The sequence below is a fragment of the Novosphingobium terrae genome (genome assembly GCF_017163935.1).
Taxonomy (GTDB): Bacteria; Pseudomonadota; Alphaproteobacteria; order Sphingomonadales; family Sphingomonadaceae; genus Novosphingobium; species Novosphingobium terrae.
This window is the reverse complement of record NZ_JABVZR010000002.1, coordinates 1,399,442-1,418,658: the sequence shown is the minus strand read 5'-3', so window position 1 is coordinate 1,418,658 and position 19,217 is coordinate 1,399,442. Positions and strand designations below refer to the sequence as shown.

Here is a 19,217-nt window from a genome sequence, read left to right as displayed (position 1 = left end):
TTCGCCTAATTCCAGACTGAGAGGCGTCTATCACGACCTGCGGCGGCTCCATGCCAATTTGTAAGGACCGGAAGGCGCTCCCTCCGGCCCTCCCCCGTCAAGCCACCGCTTCGCGCGGCAGCGTCAGGCGAACCAGCACCGGCATGGCCACCAGCACCAGCGGGAACTGCAGGAGCAATCCGCCGATGATGGCAATCGCCAGTGGCTGCTGAATGCCCGATCCCTGGCCGATCGCCAGCGCCAGCGGCATCAGCGTCAGGATCGCCGTCAGGGTGGTCATGGTGATCGGTCTCAGACGGTTGCGGCTGGCCTCGCGCGTGGCCTCCCGCGCGGGCATCTGATGCGCCAGCTCCTCGAATTCCGAGACATAGAAGATCGCCATTTCGGTGCCGATGCCGATGATCATCGTCATCCCCATCAGCGCGGTGATGTTGAGGTCCACCCCTGTCAGCCACAGCGCGGTGAACACCGCCGTTGTGGAGAGCAGCGAACAGCCGATGATGATTACCGGCAGCCAGAAGCGCCGATAGAGCAGCAACAGCAGGATGAACTCCGCCACCAGCGCAGCACCGAACACGCGGGTCAGGCCGGCAAAGGCGATCTGCTGCTGCTGATAGAGCCCGCCCAGCTCATAGCGCACGCCGGGGGCCAGCACGCCGGGAGCATCCAGCGCCTTGGTGACATCGGCAATGGCAGCGCCCATGCCGCGCCCCTGAATGCGGCCCGTCACCGCCACCATGGGTTCGAGATTCTCGCGGCTGAGCTGCGGCTGCCCCGTCACGCGATGCAGGCTGGCCACGCGCGAAAGCGGGAAGACATGGCCATCGGGCGCGCGGATCGGCAGATGGGCCAGCCCCTCTTCGGACATCTGCATGGCGCCGGGCAGGCGCACCCGCACATCCACCGCCTTGGTCGGCTGAGGCAGCGAGGTGGCGATCGTGCCTCCCAAACTGCCGGTCAGCGCCGCCTCGACATCGCCGGGCGTCACGCCTTCAAGGCCCGCACGCACCGGATCGACCTGCACATCCAGCGCGTCACCGGCGAGGCGCACACCGTCCTTCACTTCCACCACGCCGTCGATCTTGCTGATCAGTGCCGCCACCTTGAGCGCCTGCGGCTTGAGCAGGCTGTTATCCGCCGAGTAGAGCTTGACCTCGATGGGCTGAGGCACGGCGGTAAGGTCGCCGATCAGATCCTCCATCAGCTGCGCCGTCTCGACCTGCACGCCGGGAACCTGCGCCCCCACATCCGCGGCAACCTTCGCGGCCAGTTCCTCGGTCGGCGTGCTGTGGTTGGCTTTCAGGCGCACGAAATAGTCACCGTGATAGCTCTGCCCCAGATCGCCGCCCAGGCCGGTACCAAGGCGGCGGGAAAAGGTCTCCACCTCCGGATTGGCATGCAGCATGGCATCGATCTGGCCGATCACGCGCGAGGTTTCCTCCAGCGAGGTGCCCGGCGGCGTGAAATAATCCATGATGAAGCCGCCTTCATCCACCTTGGGCATGAAACCCGTTGGCACCTGCACATAGCCGATATAGCCCACCACCAGCAGCGGCACTGCCGCCACCGCCAGCAGCCAGGGCCGGGCCATCAGCCGGTCGAGCAGGCCCTCGTGGCGCCGCGCCAGCATGCCTTCGCCCGGCTTGCCCGGATCCCGCCAGGTGCCGAAATCGACCAGCCAGCGCGCCAGCAGCGGCACCACAAAGGCCGTCATCGCCCAGGACAGCGCCAGCGCCGCCGCCATGGTGACGGACAGCGCCTTGGAAAAGGCCCCCGTCACCCCCGTCAGGAAGGAGAGCGGCAGGAAGACGATCAACGTCGCCATGCTCGACCCGGTCAGCGGCATCAGGAACTCGCGGGCAGCCGGGATCACCGCCGCATTGCCCACGGGCTGGCCATCGGCGCCATCGCCACCCGCGCGGCGGGCAATATGCTCGACCATCACGATCACATCGTCGATCAGCAGGCCGACTGCCGCCGCGATCCCGCCCAGGGTCATGATGTTGAAGCTCATGCCCAGCATCGAAAGGATCAGCACCGTGGCGGCCAGCGTGGCGGGCACCGCGATCACCGCGATCAGCGTGACGCGCCAGCTGCGCAGGAAGAACAGCAGCACCAGCGCCGCCAGCACCAGACCGATCATCACGGCATCGCGCACGCTGGAGACCGATTGCGTCACCAGCTCGCTCTGATCGTACCAGTTGACCAGCTTGACGCCGGGCGGCAGTTTGAAGCCGGCCAGCTTGGCGGCGGTGGTCTGGGCGATCTGCACGGCGTTGCCGTCAGGCTGCTCATAGATGTTGAAGAGCACGGCAGGGCGGCCATCCTCGACGATGCGCTGCCATTGCGGCATCACCCCATCCTGTACCGTGGCCACATCGCGCACCCGCACCACGCCCGCAGCATCCGACAGCAGCACGATGTTGCCAACGTCAGCGGCATTGACCGCCATGCGGTCGGCAATCACCAGCGAGAGCCGCCCGCGATCCTGAATCTGGCCCGAGGAGGACAGCACATTGCCGTTGCGGATCGCCGTTACCAGATCGCTGATCGCCAGATTATGGTCGGCCAGACGATAAGGGTCGGCCAGCACCTGCACCTCGGCGGTCTCACCGCCCTGCACGCCGACGCGGGCCAGCCCGGAAATGCCCGAAAGCAGCGGGGTGATCTGGTATTTGGCAATGTCCTGCAGGGCCACCGGATTGGCCGTGTCAGACACCAGCGCATAGGAGATGATCGGGAAGACCGTGGGGTCCATCCGCCGCACATTGTAGACCGTGCCGGGCGGCAGCGAGGGCAGCGTGCGCGACAGCGCCGCATCGACCAGCAGCGTGCTGGCCACCATGTCGCGCCCCCAGCCGAAGTCGATCGAGATCTGGGCCGAGCCGCGCGTCGATTCCGAACGGACATTGTTGACGCCGGGGATGGCGCGAATGGCATCCTCAATGGGGCGCGTCACCAGCAGGGCGGTCTGGTCGGCGGGGCGGCTGCCGGAATCGACATCGACCACCACGCGCGGGAAAGACACCTGCGGGAACAGCCCGATGGGCAGCGACATGGCGGCAACGATGCCCGCAAGCGCCAGAGCCAGCGCAATGAAGACCAGAGCGCGCGACTGGCTGGCCATGAATTTCTCAAGCATGGTCTCAGCGCCCCGTCCGCACGGCGGCGCCGTCATCAACCTGGAAAGCGCCATCGACGATCAGCGGCGCATGCGGGTTCAGCGGACCTTGCACCACATCGCCGGCAGATGAGGATTGCAGCAGCTGCACCTCCACCGCCTTGGCCTTGCCGCCCTCCAACTGGAAGACATGCGCGGGGCCATTGGCGGTGACCACCGCTTTATGCGGCACCAGCCAGCCCTGAACGTCACCGGTGTGAATGTCGGCGCGCAGGCCCTCGCCGGGCAGCAGGGCGTTGGCGGGGATGGCGATATCGGCATCCATCATGCGCGTCTTGACGTTGAGCGCGCTGGCAACGCGCAGCACATGGCCGGTGATCGTCTCGCCGCCCGAAAGGCGCTGCAGATGCGCCTCCTGCCCGGCGCGGACCTTGGCGCGATCCTCGGGCTGGACGCCCACAGTGATGACGATGTCTCGCGTGCGGGCCACCGTAATCAGCGGGGCATCGGCGGCGGTGCGGTCGCCCTGCGCCACGGTGATGGCGGTGACGATGCCGTCGAAGGGCGCGGTGAAGGTCTTGACGCTCTGCCCGGCCCCCTCGCGGGCCAGACCATCCAGCGCGATCTGTGCATCGCTGACCGCCTTTTCGGCCTGCACCAGCTGGTCGCGCGTCGCCAGTTGCTGGCTGAAGAGCTGCGCCGTGCTGGCGCGCTGCTTCTGCGCGGCGGCCAGCGCATGGGCGGCCTGCTCGTAGGTGGTGCGCGCCGTGGGGGCCAGCGTGAAGGTCAGCAGCGTTTGGCCCGCATGGACCGCCGCGCCCGGCGTGACGGCGATGGCGGTCACCTGCCCGGGCTGGGCGGAACTCATGGTCTGCGCGCCGTCCGTCGAGGGGCGGGCGCTGCCATAGGCGGCCAGCATGGTGGGCGCCGTGCCCTGCTGCGCGGGCTGGGTGGTGACCAAGACCGAGGGGGCCGGATCATTGGTGGACGCGCTGCTGCCGCAACCGGCCAGCATCAGGCAACCGAGCGGCAGAAGAAGAAGGCGGCTCATTGGCCCGCCCCCTGCGGCGCGGCGTTCACGGCGGGCAGGCCGATGCCCACCAGCGTTTGCAAAGCGACCTGCCGGTCGAGCAGGGCGAGTTCCAGCGTCATGACGTCCTGTTCCTTGGTATAGCGGTTCGAGAGCAGGTCGATGTAGGCCCGCTCATCCAGTGTGGAGGCGCCGAAGGCCTTGGCGGCACGGTCTGCGGCGATACGGGCGGCGGGCAGATCGCGCCGCACCGCCGCCAGTTGCTGCGCCAGCTGGGCCATCTCGGCCAGCATGGCCTCGACCTGACCGGTCGCGGCTTTCAGGCGCGCGGCGTAATCGGCGTGAAGCTGGGCGCGGGTGGCGCGGGCGATGGCGATGGTGCCCTGCCCCCGGTCGAACACCGGCAGCGGAACGGCAACGTTGGGCCCCGCGTTGATCACGCGGGAATTGTCGCTGGCGATGCCGCCGCCCAGCACCAGATCGGGGAATTGCGAGAGGATCGCCTGACGTACCTGTTCGTCGGCCTGACCATAGCCCATGCGCAGCGCCAGCAGGTCGGGGCGGCGGTCGGCCAGGCTGGCCAGACCCGCGCGGATCGCTGCCGGATCGATGGGAGGCAGCTGCGCCTGATCGCTCAGGGGGATGGTGGCGTCGGCGGAGAGGCCCAGCAGGGCGTTGAGCTGATGGCGCTGGCTCAGCAGCTTCTGGTCCAGCGTGTTGAGCGCCGCGCGCGCCGTCTGCAGCGCCACCCGGCCGGGGGCAACGACCACCAGCGTGAGGTTTCCGGCGGCCAGCGCCGCCTCGGCCTTGGCGTTGCGGTCGCGCAGCAGGCGCCATGCGGCCTCATAGCTGGCCCGGCTCTTCTGGCCGACGATCAGATCCACCGCCAGCTGGCGCGCCTGCCCCGCCACCTGCCATTCCTGCCAGACGATATCGGCATCGACCTGCCTTGCAGCAAAGCCCGCCGCGCGCTTCTTCGAGCTGTAGACGATCAGTGAGCGAATGTTCTGCGACAGGCCGATGTTCCACGCCGGAACCGTGCCGACGCCCGAGAGCAGCGGCAGGAAAGCACCGGTCAGGCTGGGATTGGGCAGCAGCCCCGCCTGCTTGAGATCGCCCCGGGCAATGGCATGCCGAGCCCGGATCGCCTGCAGCTCAGGATTGTTCGCCAGCGCCAGCGCCACCACCTGATCGACGCCCAGCGGCGCCGCCTCCGCTTGCGGGGCAGGCAGCGCCGCAACGGTGGGCGCCAGCGCCGCCTCGCGCGGCAAGGGCAAGGGCGTGTAATGGGCGCAGGCAGACAGGCATCCGCACAGGCCGGCAAGCAGCACCGCCCGGCGTGGAGCTTTCTTCATTGACGTCTCACTCTGTTTCATGACCGGACCATAGGCTTCACATCTCATCCTGCGCGGGTTTCCTGATGCCTTAGCAGCCCAACCTTGCGCCGAACCTCACCCCAAGGTTGGGAATTGCGCACATTGGTGCGAACTCATGCGGGGCGGGGCGTAAACCATCCCGAAACGGCAATCATGTTGGTAATTCCCAACTTGCGTCGGAGCCCGGCTGCGGCTTTCGACAACCGATGGTCACGAGGTGTGCATCATGAAGCTGCTTCTGCTCGAAGACGACGAGGAAACCGCAAACTATCTGGCAAAGGCGCTGCGCGGCGAAGGCCATGTGGTGGACATCGCCCAGACCGGGCCGGATGCGATCTTTCTGGGCGCCAGCAACAAATATGATGTGCTGGTGCTGGATCGCATGGTGCCCGCTGTCGACGGGCTGGCCGTGCTGCGCGGCTTGCGGGCGGCCGGGGTTCAGGCACCGGCGCTGTTCCTGACCGCGCTGGGCGAAATCAGCGACCGGGTGGAGGGGCTAAACGCCGGGGGCGACGACTATCTGGTCAAGCCCTTCGCCGCCTCGGAACTGGTGGCGCGTATCGCCGCCCTGGGGCGACGCAGGCCGGTGGTCGAGACCTCCGGCTTCATCACCATCGGCGATCTGGACATCGACCTGCTCAAGCGCGCGGTCACGCGGGCCGGGCGCCGCATCGATCTGCAGCAGCAGGAGTTCAAGCTGCTGGAGTATATGGCGCGCCATGTCGGGCAGGTGGTGACGCGCACCATGCTGCTGGAGCATGTGTGGGATTTCCATTTCGATCCGGGCACCAATCTGATCACCAGCCATATCAGCCGGTTGCGCGGCAAGATCGACCGCGATTTCGATGTCGAACTGATCCGCACCGTGCGCGGCGTAGGTTATCGGCTCGATGCACCCGTCTAGGCCCTTTTCCAGCGGCGCCTTTCGCTTCGCCTTCCTGCTCGCCAGTTGCTTCGCACTGGGCAGCATGGGCCTGCTGCTGACCGTCAACCATCTGATCGAGCAGTATATCACCGAGGAACTGACCGACGGCGTGGAGACCGAGACCGATATACTTAAAGGCGAACAGAGCGAACTGGGCCAGGCCGAGCTGGTCCATGCTATCGAACGCCACGCCAGGGCGGTGCGCGATACATCATTCCGCTATCTGCTGCTCGATGGGAAACGCCAGGCCCTGACGGGCAGCCTGCCGGTGTCGTCCGGCGTGTCCGGATGGCACCGCATCACGGTAACGGCACATGATGAACAGGGAGATCATTCCGTTTCACTGCTGGCCAAGGGTACCAGCCTGTCCAATGGCTGGCTCCTGGTGGTCGCGGGAGATCTCCAGGATTCGCGTGAGTTGGCATGGCAATTGCGCCGTTTCACCGCTCTGGCCGGCATCTTGATCAGCCTGCTGGCGCTGATCGGCGGGCTGGGCGTGGGCAGCCTGTTCCTGAGGCGCCTTGATGAGACCAACCGCTCGATCCATCGTATCATTCACGGCCATTTCTCCGAACGTCTGCCGCGCTTTGGCCTCAGCCCCGAATTCGATGATCTGACCGACAACCTCAACCGGATGCTGGAGCGCATCGAGGTGCTGATGGAAGGCTTGCGACAGGTTTCCACCGATGTCGCGCATGATCTGCGCACCCCGCTCACCCGGCTGCGGCACCGGCTGGAAGCCATCCGGTACGATGCCTCCCCTGAGGAAATCGAGGCCCGTGTCGAGGGATGCGTCGATCAAATTGATGACATTATCCGCATTTTTGCCTCGCTCCTGCGCATCGCAACCCTGGAGAACGGCAAGGCACGCGCCAATTTTGAAACGGTCGATCTCTCCGGCTTGCTGGGCAGACTGGGGGCGGCGTTCACCCCCGCCATCGAGGACGGTGGGCGCCGTCTGACTGTCTCCATTGCCCCGAATGTCGAGGTTCAGGGCGACCGGGATCTGATCGCGCAGGCCGTCACCAATCTGCTCGAAAACGCCGCGCGGCATACCCCTATGGGCAGCGAGGTAAAACTGGACCTATTGGGGCCGGATCATGGCCATACAACGCGCATCGTGATCGAGGACAATGGCCCCGGCATTCCGCAAGAGGATCGTGCCAAGGTTTTCCGCCGCTTCTTCCGTGGCGAGCGCAGCCGCACCACGCCGGGCTCCGGGCTGGGGCTGGCGTTGGTCTCGGCCATCGTGCAGCTTCATGAGGGCGCAATCGAGCTAGAGGACGCCGCTCCGGGCTTGCGCGTCATCGTCAGCCTGCCGTAGCATTGGCAAGCCTGACGCCAGAGCCACTGAAATCGGGTCTGCCATGATCAGACCGATCCCGATCCTGCAACGCATCCTCATGCTTCCCCCCGCCTGCAACTGAGCTTCTGCCCCAGCGGTGGCTGGATATCGCCGGTGTCCTGGGCCCGGAGGAACGACATCTCCCGCCGGTTTCCGAAACGGCCTGCCTGTCGAAGCTCCCGGCCCGGCGCCTGGTCGAGAATGATTGTGTAGTTCTGGTCATCCGGCGCTGTCCGGCGGGCCATTGCGCGAACTGCCTGCCTTGCCGGGTATCTCCGACTGCACCAGAGTTCCCTGTCAGTTGCCCGCGCTTTCTTGACCCTGGCGACTAAATCGATCGGGAGGGGACGTTCCCCCCGGAACGCCCCCTCACCTTCCAGAGCACCGAGGAGGCCAGTTTCACGACAATCGGGCAAAGCACATGTCGTGATCACAAGCCCTCAATCCTCGGCCATCACCTGCTGCGACCATTGCCGGTGGCCCTGGATATAGTGAATTTCCAGCCCTTCGCGGTCGATCCGCTCGAACTTCTCGATGCTTGAAATCGTGGCGCCGGCTGGTGTCGGCGGAAGCATGCGCTGATAGCGCAGCTTGAGATGCGCGGGGTCGAGCCGCTTTTCCAACACGAAACCGCTTCGCGCATTCCAGGCCATGGCCACGGCATGCAGGCCCCAATAGGCCTGCATCTCGCGTTCCTGCTCCTCATTGACGAAGCGCAGACCGGCATCGTGGCGCGTCAACACCGCCGGAACCGCCGTGGCCAGCATCACCACGCCGGCGCCCACCATCGCGATGGTGCTGGCATGGCGGAAATGGTGATCGGCCACATGATGGATCAGATGCCGCATGATCCAGGACGCCACCACCGCCGCCACGGCCACGATGGCGCCGGCCATGATGCTGCGGTCGGTAAGCAGGCCGAACATGCCATACAGCACGATCTTGAGCAGATGCAGGAACACCTCGTTGAACGCCCGCGTCGCCACGATCTCGGATTTTTGCAGATTAAGGCGCAGATAGAAGCGGTTGAAGGCCACCCCCACGGCGCCGGTAAAGCCGGAGAGCAGGCCCACGCCTGCTCCAAGCAGCAGCAGGAAGACAGGCCTGATCGCTGCCTGATCGCGGGCCGGGGCCGGGCGGGGGCGCAGGAACAGCAGAGGCAAATTCGCGGTGAGGAACAGCCCCAGGATCAGCTTCACATAGATGGGTTCGAAGCGCGACAGCAACCACGCACCCAGCGCCGCGGCGGGCAAGGCTGCCGGCAGAAACCAGCCCACCACGCGCCAGCGGATCGACCGCCAGAACAGCGCGATCCGCGACAGCGAACTGACCGCCGTACCAATCGACAGCGCGGCGGGCACCTGCGCGCCGGGCAGCAACAGGGCCAGCACCGGCATCAGCATCAGCCCGGCGCCACCACCCGACACGGTGCTGACCGCAAAGGCGAGGATCGCCAGAAAAAAGAGACATATCACAAGCACGCCATATCATGCTGCAGAGCCGTGAAGCCTTGCAACGAGAGATTTATTGATTATTCCCAATCTCGCCCGACCGAACGCGACGGGCATCATGGTTCCTGCGCAATCATGGCAAGGCCTCTATACTGTATCCGATGTTGCGGATGGATCGGATAACAGGATTTCTCATATCCACTTCGATCTTCGCGCGCAGACGCCTGACATAGCTTTCGACGACATTGGATCCCGGGGCAAAATAGATCCCGAAAATTCTTTCCAGAATCATCGATTTGGTCACGACCTGCCCGGCATGCTTCGCCAGATATTCCAGAATGCGGTATTCCTGACGCGACAGGGCGATGCTCAGGCCGAAACGCCTGACCTCACCGGCCCGGCAGTCGATTTCAAGGCCTGCCACCATAAGCGGGGCATCGACAGCAAAGGGGGATCGGGAAAGGGCAAGAGACTGCACTCGCGCCAGAAATTCCGACCCTGTGAAAGGCTTGAGCAGATAGTCCTTCACCCCGGCCGCGAAAGCCTCGGCGCGATCCTCATGGCCGCCAAGGGATGACAGGATCATCGCCGGGGTCCGCACACCGACCCGGCGCAATTCGCGCAAAATGTCGATGCCGTCGCCGTCGGGCAATTGGCGGTCGAAGATCATCGCGTCATAGCTGGTGCATTTGCCCAGAAACAGGGCATCGCACCCCAGCGATGCCACATCGACGTGATGCCCATCGGCGCGCAGCAGACGCGCGGCATAGTCGGTGATCTCCGGGTCATCGTCCAGAAGCAGGAGTTTCAAGAGGCACCTCGCAGGCCAGGTCGCCAGCAGACAAGCGCGCCAAACCCGCCGGGAACAAGTTGGAAATTTCCAACAGTCAGGAGAGCGTCACGCAACAGAGAGGCGCCTATGATGAGGTTCAGCGGATATGGCGGCCAGACCCTTGGCCCCGCAGTTTCCGGATCACGGCACTATCCCCCGCTCTGATCCGAAAGGGCCCCCCTGCATGTCTCAGACGATGCAGGGGGGCATCCCGCAAACTTCTCCCGGCGCAAAGGCGACATCAACCTTCAGCCCGCCGAGCGACGCGCTGTCCCCCAGACTGACCGACGCGGCATGGCGATCCGCAATGCGCTTGACGATGGCCAGCCCCAGCCCGCTTCCCGCCGCCGCAACGCCGCGCCCGCGATAAAAACGGTCGAACGCGCGATCACGCTCGGCAAGCGGGATGCCCGGGCCGGAATCCTCGATCACCAGCCGCGCCTCAGCCCCTTGCGTCAGAACGGCGACATCGATCTGCCCTCCTTCCGGCGTATAGCGGATGGCATTGTCGATCAGATTGACGGTCAGCAACATCAGTTCGTGATGCGTGCCAGAAACCACCGCCGACAGATCATGGACCAGCCCCAGATCGATCCGCCGCACTTCCGCGATTGGCGCCAGTCGCATCACCGCCTCGCGGGCGACAAGGTTGAGCGACACGGTTTCACGCCGCTCCACGGGCAGATCGGCATCGAGCCGCGAGGTCGTGAGCAATTGATCGACAAGCCGCCCCGCCCTTTTCACACTGGCGGTCACCGCGGCCAGCGCCTCATGGCGGGCGGGTTGATCCGGCGCCTGTTCGACCATCTTCACCTGCAATTGCAGCCCGGCCAGCGGCGTGCGCAATTCATGCGAGGCATCGGCCAGAAACTGCTGCTGCGACACCGCCGCCCGGCCAAGCCGTTCCAGAAGGGTGTTGATGGCCTCGATCACCGGCAGGATTTCCTCCGGCTCGTCCCTGGGGTTAAGCGGGATCAGGCGGTCCAGATTGCGCGTCTCAAGCTCGGAGGAAATGCGGCGCAGCGAGCGCAGCCCCGCATTCACCCCGATCGGCGTGCAGAGCGCAATGGCGCCGATCAGCAGGATCAGCGGCACGATCAGATGCAGCGCCCGTTCCTGCGCCAGCGCATTGCGCTCATCCAGCGATTGCGCCACCTGGATCGTGTAGAGCCCCGTTTGCCGGACGAAGACCTTCCAGACCTCACCCCGTACCGTGCGCAGGCCGAAACCCGGCTGCAGCCCGCGCGGCAACTCCCGATCGACGGTGGAACGATAGATCTCGCGGTCGCCCTGCCAGATCTGCAGCAGGAAGTCGTCTCGCCCGTGGAACAGTTTGACGTTGAATGAGCGCAGATCGTCCGGCTTGAGGCTGTCGGGGATGTCCTGCGCGATCCTGCGCAAGCGTTGGTCCTGATGATGCTCGATGCCCACGCGCTCGATCAGATAGGTTGCCGCGATGAAGACACAGCTCACCCCCAGCAGGCAGGCCAGCAGCCACAGCAGCAGGCGCCGCCGGATCGACATCACCCGATGTTGCGCCCTGCCCCTCAATCATGGGCCTCATCGGCAAGGAAATAGCCGACACCGCGCATGTTACGGATCGCCCCCGAAGACAGCTTCTGGCGCAGGGCGTGGATATGGAATTCCACCGCATTGCTTTCGATCTCGGTGTCCCAGCCATAGACGCGGTCGATCAGCTGGCTGCGTGACAGCACCTTGCCCGGCTCCTCCATCAGCGCGGCCAGAAAGGCCAGTTCGCGGCTGCGCAGGGAGACAAGGGCGCCGCGATAGCTGACCGCCTGCCGCGCGGGATCGAACACGATCCGGCCATGGCGGATCACCGTGCTGGTGCGTCCCTCGCGGCGGCGGCGCAGCGCCCGGATGCGCGCGGTCAGCTCGTCGAGATCGAAGGGTTTGGGCAGATAGTCATCGGCGCCGCAATCGAGGCCCGTGATGCGATCGGCCACCCTGTCCCGCGCCGAAAGGATGATCACCGGCGTGTCATTGCCCCGGACGCGCAGCGCATTGAGCACATCGAGCCCCGATTTTCCCGGCAGGCCGATGTCCAGCAGCACGGTGGTATAATCGGTGACACGCAGCGTATCCTCGGCCGCCTCGCCATCCTGAACCCAGTCCACGGTGAAGCCACAATTGCGCAAGCCCGACTGCAGACTGGTGCCGATTGCAAGATCATCTTCGACAAGACAGAGGCGCATGATGTTCAATGTCCGGTAAACTGGAAGATGTTCTGGCCTGTGCTTGCACAAAATGTCGATTTTTTGACAATAACCGCGATTTCGTCACATAAAATTGTTGTTTATTACCAACATTAACACCTAATTCCGGCATAATCATCAAGACCTATCGAGCCCCCTGAACATCGACCGCGGGCCGATGGGAAGCTGCGAAACAGGCAAGCAACCCACCGCCCGCCTTGCAAAAAGGGTGGGCTCATGACCAGTTATCGCAATCAACCTTCTACATCCGCCGGCCGGATGCTGATCGTCGCCGGCTTGCTGTGCGGCGTCGCGGCGCCAGCCGTGGCGGCAGCAGCGACGGACAATGCCGTGGCCGCTGCGGGCGACCAGCAGACCGCCAATGACATCGTCGTCACCGGCCATGCCGCCACCAGCAGCCGCGAGCGTCAGGAAGCCGCGCCCAACATCATCCAGACCATCTCTCAGGCCGAAGCGCGCCGCCTGCCCGATCTCAATGCGGGCGAGATCATCTCGCGCATGCCCAGCGTCACCATTTCGGCGGACAGCGGCGTGGGCCACTGGATCAACATCCGCGGGCTTGACGCGGATCTCACCAGCACCACCTATGGCGGCACCCATCTGCCCCCGCCGAGCCCCGTCACCCCGCAGGGCGGCGGGCGCGCCTTCACCTTCGACGCCTTCCCCATCGGCCTGGTCGGCGCCATGACCATCACCAAGACCAACCGCCCCGATCAGGACGCTGAGGCGCTGGGCGGCACCATCGAAATCACCCCCAAGACCATGCCCAAGGACCGCGATTTCTTCATCGAAGGCCGGGTGGGTTCGGGCATGCAATTCTCGCGCAGCACCAATGTGGTCGATCTTTCGGCCAGTGCGGGCATCCGCTTCGGCGGGGAAAAGGGCAACCGCCCTTTCACCCTGGTCGGCTCGGTCAACTATTACCGCGATGCGCTGGGCACCGATGACCGCCGCGTCTCCTATGTCGACAAGGCCGGTTCGCCCAATCTTGCCTGGTCGGGCGTGACCCAGGCCTATTACCAGTTCCACCGCAAGACACGCGGCGGCTCGATCGAGCTGGGCTATGAACCCAATGCCGACACCCGCCTCTATGTCCGCTACCTCAACACCGGCTATCAGGAAGAGGTGGTGCGCAACCAGTTCGCCATCAAGATGGGCAACAATGGCACCGCCAATGCCGATGGCTCGATCACCTCATCGGTCAAGCAGCTCGACAAATCAGTGCGCGACATGATGCAGCGCGTCAGCCTGCATTTGACCGAAGTGGGCGGCCACAACAAGATCGGCGATCTGGCGCTGGCCTATCACGCCTCCTACGCGCAGGGGCAGGACTACCGCCCCTATGACACGGTTGCCACGTTCAGCGCCAAGCCATCCAACGCCAGCATCACCTATGCCCATGCGGGCGCCGCCTTCCCGACCTATTCGTTCATGGGCACCGATGCCTACAATCCGTCGAACTACACGCTGTCGGGCGTTACCAACAACAACCAGACCTATCGCACCCGCGAATGGTCGGGCGGGCTTGACGGCACGCTGGCCACGCATCTGACCGGCAGCAGGGACGAGCAGATCAAGTTCGGCGTGGCCGCGCGCCACCGCACCAACACCCATATCTACAATTCCTATTCCTCCACCGCCGTGCCCAGCGCCAATCTGGCCGCCGCCGCGAATGGTCAGAACATCTATTACGATCAGAACCACTACGCCAACGGCCCCAACATCGACATGGGCTATGTCAACACTCTGTGGCAGAACGGTTCGGGCGCGGGCTTTGCCACCAACGCCACCGCCAATGCCTATGCCAGCGGGCTGGTGCAGCAGGACAACCGCGAGGATGTCTATGCCGGTTACGTGCAGGGGCAGACCAGCTTCGGCAAGCTCCACCTGCTGGCGGGCCTGAGGGTCGAGCACACATCGGCGCGCTATCAGGGCAACACCAGCGTGCCGGTCACCTCTTCGGCGGCCTCGGCAGGCACGACGACCTACAATGGCTCCACGCTGGTGCCGGTGTCCTCCACCAAGGAGTACACCAACCTCTTCCCCTCGGTGCAGGCGTGCTACACGCTGGCGCCCGACACCGTGCTGCGCGCCTCCTATTCCAGCACCATCGCGCGCCCCGGCTTCAACCAGATCGATCCTGCCGCCACCATCGATGTGGCCAACAATGTGGTCTCCACCGGCAATCCGAACCTGAAGCCAATCACCGCCAACAGCTTCGACCTCTCCTTCGAACATTATCTGCCGCGCGGCGGCATCATCTCGGTGGGCGTCTTCGACAAGGAGCTGTCGAACTACATCTTCAGCCGCACGCAGTTCGGCGGCATCACCGATCCGGTCATTCTGGCCACGCTGGGCTCGCAGGCCACGGCCACGCAGGTGACGACCTATGCCAATGCCGCGCACGCATGGGCACGCGGCATCGAGCTGAACTATGACCAGCATCTCACCTTCCTGCCCGGGCCGCTGGCCAATCTGGGCGTGTCGGCCAACTACTCCTACATCGACTCCTCAGGCGAAATCCGCGCCGGTGAGCGCGGCAGCCTGCCGGGCACCTCCAAGCATATCTACAACATCGCCGCCTATTGGGACGATGGCCAGTTCAGCCTGCGCGGCGCGCTGGCCTTCAACGGCGCCAGCCTGTTGACGGTGGGCACGACGAAAGCCACTGACCAATATCTGGAAAAGCGCCTCTCGCTGGATATCGGCGCCAATTACGCGATCACCAACAACATCTCGATCTATGCGGCGGCGCGCAATCTGCTCAACACGCCCAAGATCAAGAGCGAGGGGTCGCAGGCGCGCATCGTGCAGGACCAGCTTTCGGGCGCGGCCTTCCTTGGCGGCTTCAACTTCAAGTTCTGATAAGAGGTCAAATCCATGAAAAAACTTCTCCTTCTCTCGCTGGGTATGGCGCTGGTTCAGGGCGCGCCCGCCATGGCGGCGCCCTCGCCCTATCGTCTGCTCTCGACCACGCCGGTCGCCGCCATGCCCGAGGGCGACTGGGACCAGCTGGTGGCCGACATCGCCACCAACCGCCTGTATGTCTCCGCCGAGGACGGCGACGCCATAGACATGTTCGACCTGACCACAGGCGCCCTGCTCAAGAGCGTCCCGGCCAACTCACCGCACAAGGTGGCGCTGGACAAGGCCAGGGGGCATCTGCTCTTCGCCAATGGCAAGGATGGCACGGTCGAGGTGCTGACCACCGATCTGGCGCCGGTCAAGACCATCCCGGTCGGCGCCAAGCCTGACACCGGCATCCTCGATAGCGCGGCACGGATCTTCTATGTCAGCAGCCGTGATGGCGATGCCAGCGCCACGGGCTCGCGCATCAGCGCCATCTCGCTCGACACGCTGGAGGTGGTGCAGACCTTCAAGCTGCCCGCCATGGTGCTGAAGGGCCTGACGATGGACAAGGCGGGCAAGCGCCTGTTCGTCAGCATGCGCGACAAGGATGCGATTGGCGTTGTTGAACTGAACAGCGGCGCGGTCAGCGTGTGGAAGCCGGAAGGGCTGAAGAAGAGCGTGCCGCTGGCCTTCGATGCCGCCAGCCAGCGCCTCTATGCCGGATCGCGCGAACCGGGCCGCCTGACGGTGATCGACGCGCGCAACGGCAGCACATTGCAATCGCTGCCCGCGACAGAAACCGCCGACAGCGCCTCCTTCGATCACGAGAAGCGTATCCTCTACTTCTCGGGCGACACCGGCATGAGCCGTTACCAGCTGGCCGCCGATGGCACGGCGACTCTGCTGGAGACCGATCCGGCGCTGGTCGGGAAAAGCTCGCTCTATGTCGGCAAGCTGCACCGCCTCTATGTGATGCGCCCGAAGAAGGGCGATCAGGTGGCGGCGCTGCAGATTTTCGAAACGCGCTAAGGCATCGCCCGAGTCCATGGCCCCGGTCCGGGCCATACCCGCCAGCGCCTGCCGCTAAAAGACTGAGATACAAGCAAGCCCTATGTTCGCATGGGGCTTGTTGCGTTCGGGCTTCATCATTTGCCCCTTTCGCGAAAGGCTGGGGTGAATAGGCGTACTCCAAGTCAAATATGTTACAAATCATTGTTGAAAACATTTAACAACATTACCAAGTATGCCGCCGATTCCTATAATCTTCGCATAATTCTTCCTCTTTAAGCGCCCGCCTCGGGGTCGCGGGGCAAGACAACAAGCCTCCCTCCTGAATGTGAATGCAGTAAAAGATGGAGGACTTTGTGCAAAAACTTTGGAAGACTTGGCCATACCGCAATACATCCTTGTTCACCCTGGCTTTGGCGATGACCATTCCCGCCCTGCCCGGCCTTGCAATGGCCTCGGCGGCGGAAGCGGCCACGGAAGCCGATCCCGCGCAGGCGATCATCGTCTCGGGCAAACATGCCGAGAGCCCCTCGCGTGAGGTGCAGCAGGACGCCCCCAATCTGATCCAGTCGATCACGCAGGGTGAGGCGCGCCGCCTGCCCGATCTCAACGCGGGTGAAGCCATCGCCCGTCTGCCCGGCGCCTCGCTGGCGGTGGATACGGGGCAAGGCCGCTGGGTCAACATTCGCGGGCTTGACGCGGACCTCACCACCACCACCTATGGCGGCATTCACTTGCCCCCGACCAATCCGGTGACGCCGCAGAACGGCGGGCGCGCTTTCGCCTTCGACGCCTTTCCCACCGGCATGATCGGCGCGATGACGATCACCAAGACCAACCGTCCCGATCAGGACGCCGAGGCGCTGGGCGGCACCATCGAGATCACTCCCATGGCGATCCCCGCGGGACGCAACCATTTCTTCGATCTGCATCTGGGTTCGGGCGTACAATTCTCGCGCGGCACCGGCATCGTCGACCTGTCGGCCAGCGGCGGTTTCCGCTTCGGCGGCTCTGGCGACGACAAGCCCTTCTCGGTGGTCGCCAGCCTGACCTATTACAAGGACGCGCTGGGCAATGACGACCGCCGCGCCAGCTTCGCCGATTCCGCCAGCCAGCCCAATCTGGCCTGGTCGAGCTACACGCAGGGCTATTACCGCTTCCATCGCACCACCAAGGGCGGCGCGGTCGAGGCGGCCTATGATCCCAACCCCGACACCCATCTTTTCGTCCGCTATCTGCGCACCGGCTATGACGAGCAGGTCGACCGCGACCGTCTGGTGATCAAGACCACCGGCACCGCCACGCAAAGCGCCGATGGCAGCATCACCTCTTCGGTCAAGCAGTTCGACAAAAGCGTGCGCGACATGCTGGAGCAGGTCAGCCTCGATGTCTTCACGGCGGGCGGACACAACAGGATCGGCGATCTGCGGCTGGATTATCACGGGTCTTACGCGCAGGGCCGCGACTATCGCCCCTATGACACGATCACCACCTTCACCTCCAAACCCACGGGCGCCAGCTTCACCTACAATCAGTGCAATTACAACTATCCCACCTGGTCAACCTCTGGCGCCAATCCGGCGGACACCAGCGGTTATGCCCTCTCGGGCGTGACCAACAACACCCAGCTTTACCGCACGCGTGAATGGGCAGGCGGCCTCGACGCCACGCTTCCCACGCATTTCCTTGGCGGCGACAAGCATGAAGAGCTGAAGGCGGGCGTCGCTTTCCGCCGCCGCACCAACACCCATGTCTACAACCCCTACACCTCCACCGCCGTGCCGGGCGCGGCGCTGTCCTCCTATGTCGAGCCGGGGCAGACCTATTACTATCAGAACCATTATCCCGATGGACCCAACATCAGCATCCCCGCCGTGCGCGCCCTGTGGGCCAATGGCACGGGCACCGGTTTTGCCACCAATGCGGCGGCCAACAGCTTCGGCGGTCTGGCTGTGCAGCAGGACAACCGCGAGGATGTCTATGCCGGTTATGTGCAGGGGCAGGTGAAGCTGGGCCGCCTTGGCCTGATCGCAGGCCTGCGCGTGGAGCATACCGATGCCGTCTACAGCGGCAACACCACCGTGCCCACCAACTCGACAAGCGCCACCACCGATCGCGGCGGGCAGACGGCCACCTACAATGGCTCGACACTGATCCCGGTGACGTCGAAGGCCAGCTATACCAATCTGTTCCCCTCGGTTCAGGCGCGTTTCGAGGTGAAGAAGGATCTGGTGCTGCGCGCCTCCTATTCCAGCACCATCGCCCGGCCCGGCTTCAACCAGGTCGATCCGGCGGCCACCATCGATACGGCGAACAACATCGTCACCTCGGGCAACCCCAATCTGAAGCCCATCACCTCGCAGAATTTCGACCTCTCGGTGGAGCAATATCTGCCTCAGGGCGGCATCATCTCGCTGGGCCTGTTCGACAAGGAGCTGTCGAACTACATCTTCGGGCGCACCGTCTATGGCGGCATCACCGATCCGGTGGTGCTGAACGCACTGGGGCCGCAAAGCACGCCCACGCAGGTGGTGACCTACAGCAACATCTCGCACGCCCATGCGCGCGGTTTCGAGCTGAACTACGATCAGCACCTGAGCTTCCTGCCCGGGCCGCTGGGCCATTTCGGTGTGTCGGCAAACTACACCTATGTCGACTCCAAGGCGCAGATCCGCGCAGGTGAGGATGCCATGCTGCCCTCCACCTCAAAGAACAATTACAATGCCGCGCTCTATTGGGACGATGGAAAATTCAATATGCGCGGCGCGGTGACCTATGTCGGGCGTAGCCTGCTTTATGTCAGCACCAGCCGGGCGCTGGACCAGTATACCGAAGCGCGTCTCTCCGCCGATGTCAGCGTCAGCTACGCCTTCACCGACAAGGTGTCGATCTATGCGGCGGGGCGCAATCTGCTCAACACCGCCCATACCCTGACCGAAGGCGCATCCAGCCGCGTGATCCAGCGCGAAATGTTCGGCTCTTCGCTGCTGGCCGGTTTCAACATCAAGTTCTGAGAGCGATCCATCCTGCCGGTCCGCTTCA

Annotated in this window: 12 protein-coding genes; 5 read left to right on the top strand and 7 right to left on the bottom strand. The window is 64.3% G+C overall.

What is annotated here, in order from left to right; genetic code table 11:
- Positions 1-97 precede the first annotated feature (97 nt).
- The 3 genes from HGK27_RS24370 to HGK27_RS24360 are packed head-to-tail and all read right to left on the bottom strand — an operon-like array spanning position 98 to position 5,506.
- Positions 98-3,142 carry an efflux RND transporter permease subunit gene (locus tag HGK27_RS24370; protein ID WP_206243428.1) on the bottom strand — a complete coding sequence of 1,015 codons (3,045 nt, stop codon included), beginning with the start codon at positions 3,140-3,142 and terminating at the stop codon, positions 98-100.
- Positions 3,143-3,146: 4 nt separating this feature from the next.
- Complete coding sequence (locus HGK27_RS24365; protein ID WP_206243427.1) at positions 3,147-4,172, bottom strand: efflux RND transporter periplasmic adaptor subunit; 1,026 nt, start codon at positions 4,170-4,172, stop codon at positions 3,147-3,149.
- The gene (locus tag HGK27_RS24360; protein ID WP_206243426.1) at positions 4,169-5,506 is read right to left on the bottom strand and encodes a TolC family protein; all 1,338 of its coding nucleotides are present in this window, start codon (positions 5,504-5,506) and stop codon (positions 4,169-4,171) included. Before HGK27_RS24360 ends, HGK27_RS24365 begins: the two co-directional genes overlap by 4 nt.
- A 247-nt stretch (positions 5,507-5,753) precedes the next feature.
- Between HGK27_RS24360 and HGK27_RS24355 the strand changes: the two genes are divergently transcribed.
- Together HGK27_RS24355 and HGK27_RS24350 are read left to right on the top strand one after the other, a co-directional pair.
- Entirely contained in the window at positions 5,754-6,431 is a 678-nt protein-coding gene (locus HGK27_RS24355; protein WP_206243425.1) for a response regulator transcription factor, read from the top strand.
- Positions 6,418-7,776 (top strand): sensor histidine kinase, encoded by a 1,359-nt coding sequence (locus HGK27_RS24350; protein ID WP_206243424.1) that lies wholly within the window; start codon positions 6,418-6,420, stop codon positions 7,774-7,776. Before HGK27_RS24355 ends, HGK27_RS24350 begins: the two co-directional genes overlap by 14 nt.
- A 461-nt stretch (positions 7,777-8,237) precedes the next feature.
- On the opposite strand, the gene HGK27_RS24345 is transcribed toward HGK27_RS24350, so the two are convergent.
- The 4 genes from HGK27_RS24345 to HGK27_RS24330 all read right to left on the bottom strand — a co-directional run bounded on the left by HGK27_RS24345 (position 8,238) and on the right by HGK27_RS24330 (position 12,296).
- Positions 8,238-9,272: a sulfite exporter TauE/SafE family protein gene (locus tag HGK27_RS24345; protein ID WP_206243423.1), complete on the bottom strand. Its 1,035-nt coding sequence runs from the start codon at positions 9,270-9,272 to the stop codon at positions 8,238-8,240.
- 109 nt (positions 9,273-9,381) lie between these two features.
- Entirely contained in the window at positions 9,382-10,059 is a 678-nt protein-coding gene (locus tag HGK27_RS24340) for a response regulator transcription factor (RefSeq protein ID WP_206243422.1), read from the bottom strand.
- 210 nt (positions 10,060-10,269) lie between these two features.
- A complete protein-coding gene (locus HGK27_RS24335; protein ID WP_206243421.1) occupies positions 10,270-11,604 on the bottom strand; it encodes an ATP-binding protein in 1,335 nt (444 codons plus the stop codon).
- A gap of 23 nt (positions 11,605-11,627) precedes the next feature.
- Positions 11,628-12,296, bottom strand: coding sequence for a response regulator transcription factor (locus HGK27_RS24330; RefSeq protein ID WP_206243420.1), 669 nt, complete (start codon positions 12,294-12,296; stop codon positions 11,628-11,630).
- Positions 12,297-12,533: 237 nt separating this feature from the next.
- Between HGK27_RS24330 and HGK27_RS24325 the strand changes: the two genes are divergently transcribed.
- The 3 genes from HGK27_RS24325 to HGK27_RS24315 all read left to right on the top strand — a co-directional run bounded on the left by HGK27_RS24325 (position 12,534) and on the right by HGK27_RS24315 (position 19,189).
- The gene (locus tag HGK27_RS24325) at positions 12,534-15,182 is read left to right on the top strand and encodes a TonB-dependent receptor (protein ID WP_206243419.1); all 2,649 of its coding nucleotides are present in this window, start codon (positions 12,534-12,536) and stop codon (positions 15,180-15,182) included.
- Between the two features lie 15 nt (positions 15,183-15,197).
- Positions 15,198-16,196, top strand: coding sequence for a YncE family protein (locus HGK27_RS24320; protein ID WP_206243418.1), 999 nt, complete (start codon positions 15,198-15,200; stop codon positions 16,194-16,196).
- A 398-nt stretch (positions 16,197-16,594) separates the two neighbouring features.
- A complete protein-coding gene (locus HGK27_RS24315) occupies positions 16,595-19,189 on the top strand; it encodes a TonB-dependent receptor (RefSeq protein WP_206243417.1) in 2,595 nt (864 codons plus the stop codon).
- Positions 19,190-19,217: the final 28 nt, after the last annotated feature.